This is a genomic window from Acinetobacter sp. USHLN143 (assembly GCF_037145695.1).
Classification (GTDB): domain Bacteria; phylum Pseudomonadota; class Gammaproteobacteria; order Pseudomonadales; family Moraxellaceae; genus Acinetobacter; species Acinetobacter fasciculus.
The window spans coordinates 1-250 of the sequence record NZ_JBBCWZ010000296.1 but is presented as its reverse complement, the minus strand read 5'-3'; the positions used below and the strand labels follow the sequence as shown (position 1 = coordinate 250).

Genomic DNA, 250 nt, shown 5'->3' with positions numbered 1-250 from the left:
CATCTTTTTACTTCTATGAATCGAGGCATTATCAACAATAAGAACCAATGGAAGGTTATACGTCTGTTTTACTTGTTGAGCTATTCCAGTTAAATAGGCATAAAACCAAGTGCTTGTCACTGACTCTTGTAAACAACTAGTCACCAGTTTCCCCGTTGAAAGCAAACACCCCATGACATTAACTCGTTTTAATCTTATTGCATCAACCGCATGAACATCACCTATCTTTGTCCACGCATAGCGGTTATCA

1 protein-coding gene is annotated in these 250 nt (G+C 38.4%); it reads right to left on the bottom strand.

Translation table 11 applies throughout. The features are described from left to right. A partial coding sequence (locus WFH18_RS18130; protein WP_336755455.1) for a transposase occupies positions 1 to 198 on the bottom strand: 198 nt, incomplete at its 3' end. Between the last annotated feature and the right edge of the window lie 52 nt (positions 199 to 250).